This is a genomic window from Mangrovicoccus algicola (genome assembly GCF_014903745.1).
GTDB lineage: Bacteria > Pseudomonadota > Alphaproteobacteria > Rhodobacterales > Rhodobacteraceae > Mangrovicoccus > Mangrovicoccus algicola.
The window spans coordinates 1-5,237 of the sequence record NZ_JACVXA010000114.1 but is presented as its reverse complement, the minus strand read 5'-3'; the positions used below and the strand labels follow the sequence as shown (position 1 = coordinate 5,237).

The following is a 5,237-nucleotide window of genomic DNA, read 5'->3' as shown; positions in this document are numbered from 1 at the left end:
ATCCGCCGTCCCGGCCAGCTCGGCAAGCCCCTCCGTCACGCCGTCCGGGCCTGTCAGCCCGGCCACGACACCCTCGGACCCCAGCAGTGCATCGACCGCCCCGTCCGGGCCAAGCAGCCTGTCCGTCACGCCGTCCTCGCCGACCAGCCGGTCGAGCACCCCGTCCTCGCCGGTCAGCGCCGTCAGCCCGTCGCCCCGGACCAGCCCGTCCAGCACCCCGTCCTCCTCCAGCACCGCCCCCAGCAGCCCGTCCGGACCCGCGATTCCGTCCAGCACGCCCTCCTGGCCGATGAGCTTGTCGAGCGCGCCGTCGCCGCCGAGCACCCGGTCGAGCGCACCGTCCTCGCCGGTCACGCGGGCCAGCAGGCCCTCCTCGGCAAGCAGGCCCTGTCCGGCGGCGGTCTTCTGCGCATCCCGGCCCGTGTGTCCTGCCAGGAGTTCCGTCGCGGCGGCGGGCTCCTGCGGCGCGGCACCGGGATCGGCCGGGGGCGCGGATGACGGGGGGTCCGGCAGGGGGGGCGGGGGCTCAGAAAACGCGGCCGCCTGAGGCGACCGGCCGGACCCGGCAGAGGGCGAGGGCGCGGGCGCGGAGGATGGCCCGGCCTGTTCGGCGGGGCTGTCCGACCGCTGCGCTCCTGCTTCCGGCGCGGCGGATGCCGCGGCGCCGTCGGGCGACAGGGCGGCGGGGTCCGGCTGTTCCTGCGGGATCGGGTCCTGCCCGGCCCGTGCCGGGTCCGGGGGCACGGCCGTCCCCTCCCCCGGCGCCGCCAGCGCGGCCTGCCCCTGTATCGTGGCGCTCTGCAGGAAAAGCCCCATGCCGATGGCACTGGCCGCGGCGCCGGACAGGCCGCCCCCGCCGCTGCGGAAGGACAGGCCCGGGATGGCGGAGGGAACCGAACGGCCCGACGGCTCCGCGGAAAGCGGCTCCTGCGCCTCCCCCGGCCGGGTCTCGCCCGGATGACGTGCTGGGTCCGGTGTCACCTCATCCTCCTCGACATATGCCTTCGCAAAACGAACACACCAAAAAGTTCGGGATCACGCATCATCCTATACGAGAGTATGTATCTCGTCCAGTGGCGCGTGACGTCTCATGCCGGATCGCGCGGATCATGCCCGTTGGGCTTGCCGTAAAGCCCGATATTGGCATCCCCCCATGCCTTCAGCGCGCGCAGGATCGGCTCCATGGTGCGGCCCAGCTCCGAGAGGGAATATTCGACCTTGGGCGGCACCTGGGCATAGACCTTGCGCGTGATCAGCCCGTCCGCCTCCATTTCCCGCAGCTGGTTGGTCAGCATCCGCGGCGTGCAGTTCTCGACATGGCGGCGCAGCTCGTTGAAGCGCAGCGTGCCCGACAGCAGGTGCCACAGGATGATCGATTTCCACTTTCCGTCGATCAGACCGATGGCGGCCTCCACCGAACAGCCGGGGGTGCAGTCGAAGCGCGAATGACGGGCCTTGGCCATGCCGGCCTCCTTTTCCACGGTATCATTCTTGATACTATATGCGGTGTTTGTGCGTATTGCCTGAACCCGATGCTATCGCCAGTTTCGCCGCAGCACAATCTTGCAAAGGAGCGATCCCGTGAAAGCCATCGGCTACAAGGCCCCCGGCCCCGTCGACCATCCCGCCGCGCTGGAGGATATCGACCTGCCGCGTCCCGTCCCCACCGGCCACGACCTTCTGGTCAAGGTCGCCGCCGTCTCCGTGAACCCCGTCGACACCAAGGTCCGCCGCGCCGCCCCTGCCCCCGAGGGCGGCTGGAAGGTGCTGGGCTGGGATGCCGTGGGAACGGTGGTGGAGACCGGGCCCGCGGTGCAGGGCTTCGCCCCCGGCGATGCGGTCTATTACGCCGGCTCGATCATCCGCGACGGCGCCAACAGCCAGTACCACCTGGTCGATGCGCGCATCGCCGGACACAAGCCCGCGACCCTGGGTGATGCCGAGGCGGCGGCACTGCCGCTGACCGCGATCACCGCCTGGGAAATGCTGTTCGACCGGCTGGACATCCGGCGGCCCATCCCCGGTGCGGCGGAGGCGGTGCTGATCATCGGCGGCGCGGGCGGGGTCGGCTCGATCGCGATCCAGCTGATCCGCGCGCTGACCGGCCTGACCGTGATCGCCACCGCCTCGCGCCCCGAAACGCAGGACTGGGTGCGCAGCCTGGGCGCCCATCACGTGATCGACCATCACGGCGACATGGCGGCGCAGGTCGAGGCGCTGGGGATCGGCGCGCCGGGCTTCGTCTTCTCGACCAATGACAGCGGCCGGCACGTGGCGGCGGTGCAGCAGCTGATCGCGCCGCAGGGACGGTTCGGCCTGATCGACGATCCCGAGGCGCTGGACGTGGCGGGGTTCAAGCGCAAATCCGTCTCCGTCCACTGGGAACTGATGTTCACCCGCGCGATCTTCGGCACGCCGGACATGGCCGAACAGGGCCGCCTGCTGGACGAGGTGGCGCGGCTGGTCGACGAGGGGCGGATCCGCAGCACCCTGACCGAGACCCTGGCGCCGATCAACGCCGCCACGCTGAAACGCGCCCATGCCCTGATCGAAAGCGGACGGGCGAAGGGCAAGATCGTGCTGGAGGGCTTCTGACCCTCCCCGCAGCGCGGGGCGCGGAAGGGGTGCAACCTTTTCCGCCCCGCGCGCGTCATCCCCGGGACAACCGGAGACCGACCATGCAGATCCTCACACTCTATGCCGCCACCCTGATCCTGTTCCTCGCGCTCGACGCGATCGGCATAACGCTGATCGTCAAGCCGGTCTTCGACCGCCATGTCGGGGACCTGCTGGCCGATCCGCTGCGGCTCGGGCCCGCGGTGCTGTTCTACCTGGCCTATGTGGCGGGGATCCTCTGGTTCGTCTCGGCCCCCGCGCTGAGCGAGGGTCAGCCGCTGCGCGCGCTGGCGGGCGGCATCCTGCTGGGGCTGATGTGCTACGGCACCTACGAATTCACCAATCTCGCGACGCTGCGCGGCTGGACCTGGCAGCAGGTCGCGATCGACACGGCCTGGGGCGGTGCGCTGACGGGGTTTTCCGCCTGGGCGGGGCTCGCCGTGACGCGGATGATCCATGGCTGAGCGCGGCGCTCACCCCTGCGCCAGCCGCGCGCGCCGCCGCTCCACCGCCTGGCGGAACAGCCGCAGATAGCGCGGGGCCACCGCCTCCAGCCGGAATTCCCGCGCCAGAACCTGCGCGGCGCGGCCATATCGCAGGCGCCGCGCGGGGTCGGCGCGCAGCGCGCGGATCTCCTGCAGCCAGGCCTCGTCCCCGTCGGGCAGGAGCCGTCCGTTGACATCGTCCAGGATCAGCTCCGCCGCATAGCCGCGATCCGGGGCGATGACGCAGCCGCCGCGCGCGAGGATCTCCACCAGCCCCCAATTGGCGACGCCATGGCGCAGCGGGTAGAGAAACAGGTCCACCTGCCCCAGCGCCCGCGCGAAATCGGCATAGGGAAGCGGCCCGGGAAACTCGACCAGCGCCGCCGCCCGGGGATGAAGCCGCAGCAGGTGGTCGCGGAAACTGGCCACTGCCCCGCCATATTCGCGCGCCACCCATTGTTCCTCGTAGCCATAGGTGGCCACGCCCGCCCCGCCGAAGGCGACGAAGCGCGGCACCGGCCCCGCCTCCGCGGCGATCCGCTCGGCCAGGCGCATGTAGATGTCGAAGCCCTTGGCGCTGGAAAGGTCGCGCGCGGCGAAGCCGATGGTGAAGGGGCGCACCGCCGGCTCCGGCGCGGCGGCGGGCTCGGCCCGGGGAACCGGCTCGATCTCGAACCCTTCCATCTGCACCTCGATGCGGCCCTGCAGCGCCTCGGGGAACATCCGCTTGGCATGATGGCTCGGGCACAGGACGAGGTCGCTGTTGAGGGCCTGGTGGAAATGGAGCATCTCGGTATTGCGGTCGGCCATGCGCTGCGCCGCGTCGGGCGGATAGGCCGGATCCCACCCATGGGCGCGGTAGCTGGGAAATTCGATATAGCTGACGATCGCGGCGTCGATCTCGCCATAGAGGAAATGCGGCGCCCCCCACAGCGAATGCGCCACGACCACGTCGATGGGGCGCTGCGCCTGAAGCGTGCGCAGCGCCTCCAGCAGCCCCCGCCCGATCCGCGCGGAGCGTTCCGGCTTGGCCGCGTAATAGTAGCCCGTCCCGTCCGTGATCGGCCCGTCGGGGCGGAATTCCAGGACATGCGCCCCGCGGTCGCGATTGCGCGCCCTGTGGCCGGGCGTGGTCAGGAAATAGGTCTCGGCCAGCCCGGCCTCGCGCAGGTAGTCGCACAACCTGCCGAACTGGCCGGGATAGACCGCCCCGGCGAAGACGATGACGGGCCTGGACATGGGCCTCCCTCCCTGCGCTGCCTGCCGGGCCCGGCCGGGGCCCGTCCCTTCAGATCAGGCCCAGATCGCGCGCGGCGATCACCGCCTGGGTGCGATTGCTGGCCTCGAGCTTCTTGCAGATGGATTTGACATGCATCTTGACGGTAGGTTCGGCCAGCGACAGCGCGGTGCCGATCTCGCGGTTGGGCCGGCCCTCCGCCAGCAGGTCCAGCACCGACATCTCGCGTTCCGACAACCCCGCCCCGGCGGCTTCGCGCGGCCTGGCGCGCTGCTCCATCAGCTCCACCGGCACATAGCGCCCGCCCGCCGCCATGAAGCGGATCTCGTTGGCGAGGTTCCGCAGGGACGCGGTCTTCAGCACCACGCCCGCCCCGCCCAGCGATATGATCTCGCTGACCACATGGGGGGCGGGGTTGCTGGTGAGGATCCCCACCGGGCGCCCGCCGCTATGTTCCAGCGCGCGCCCCAGCCCGGCAAGCCCGTTCATTCCGGGCATGTCGAGATCGACAAGCACCAGGTCGAATTCGCCCCGCTGCGCCATCTGCGCCAGCGCGCCGTCCAGGTCGGGGGCGGTGGCCACCTCGATATCCGGGATCTCGGCGAGGTAATGCGCGAACATCTCCAGGATCATCGCGTGATCATCGGCGATCAGCACCCTGAGCGGCGCCTTGGTCTGGTCGGTCATGTCAGTCGCTTTCCCTGTCCGGCTGCCCGGCGGTGCCCGCGCCGCCCGCAGTCCGTTCCATCGCCCCGATCGCCCGGGCGGTATCCTCCACTGCCGCTTCGAGCCGCGCCAGCAGCGGCGCGGGATCGGCCCCGCCGCGCCCGGCCGCCTGTTCCAGGCGCCGCAGGCAGGCCTCGATCCGGGCCAGCCCGGTCAGCCCCGCCGCGCCCGTC

At 71.0% G+C, this 5,237-nt stretch carries 6 protein-coding genes and 1 pseudogene; 2 read left to right on the top strand and 5 right to left on the bottom strand.

Translation table 11 applies throughout. The features are described 5' to 3' along the window. Both ICN82_RS20700 and ICN82_RS20695 read right to left on the bottom strand, forming a co-directional pair. Nucleotides 1–981, bottom strand: a pseudogene (locus ICN82_RS20700) (hypothetical protein); the annotation flags it as partial. Between the two features lie 107 nt (nucleotides 982–1,088). Further along, nucleotides 1,089–1,463 carry a winged helix-turn-helix transcriptional regulator gene (locus ICN82_RS20695; RefSeq protein ID WP_193187126.1) on the bottom strand — a complete coding sequence of 125 codons (375 nt, stop codon included), beginning with the start codon at nucleotides 1,461–1,463 and terminating at the stop codon, nucleotides 1,089–1,091. Between the two features lie 118 nt (nucleotides 1,464–1,581). Here ICN82_RS20695 and ICN82_RS20690 point away from each other — a divergent pair, with 118 nt between their 5' ends. Together ICN82_RS20690 and ICN82_RS20685 are read left to right on the top strand one after the other, a co-directional pair. Further along, nucleotides 1,582–2,595, top strand: coding sequence for a zinc-binding alcohol dehydrogenase family protein (locus ICN82_RS20690; protein ID WP_193187123.1), 1,014 nt, complete (start codon nucleotides 1,582–1,584; stop codon nucleotides 2,593–2,595). An 83-nt stretch (nucleotides 2,596–2,678) separates the two neighbouring features. Continuing rightward, nucleotides 2,679–3,080, top strand: a complete 402-nt coding sequence (locus tag ICN82_RS20685) for a DUF2177 family protein (protein ID WP_193187120.1) — start codon at nucleotides 2,679–2,681, stop codon at nucleotides 3,078–3,080. 9 nt (nucleotides 3,081–3,089) lie between these two features. Here the strand turns inward: ICN82_RS20685 and ICN82_RS20680 are convergent, their stop codons facing one another. The 3 genes from ICN82_RS20680 to ICN82_RS20670 form a co-directional block, all read right to left on the bottom strand. Next, nucleotides 3,090–4,340, bottom strand: a complete 1,251-nt coding sequence (locus tag ICN82_RS20680) for a glycosyltransferase (RefSeq protein ID WP_193187117.1) — start codon at nucleotides 4,338–4,340, stop codon at nucleotides 3,090–3,092. A 49-nt stretch (nucleotides 4,341–4,389) separates the two neighbouring features. After that, the gene (locus ICN82_RS20675) at nucleotides 4,390–5,025 is read right to left on the bottom strand and encodes a response regulator transcription factor (RefSeq protein ID WP_193187114.1); all 636 of its coding nucleotides are present in this window, start codon (nucleotides 5,023–5,025) and stop codon (nucleotides 4,390–4,392) included. A gap of 1 nt (nucleotide 5,026) precedes the next feature. Beyond that, nucleotides 5,027–5,237: hypothetical protein (locus tag ICN82_RS20670; protein WP_193187111.1), on the bottom strand; the 211-nt coding region annotated here is incomplete at its 5' end.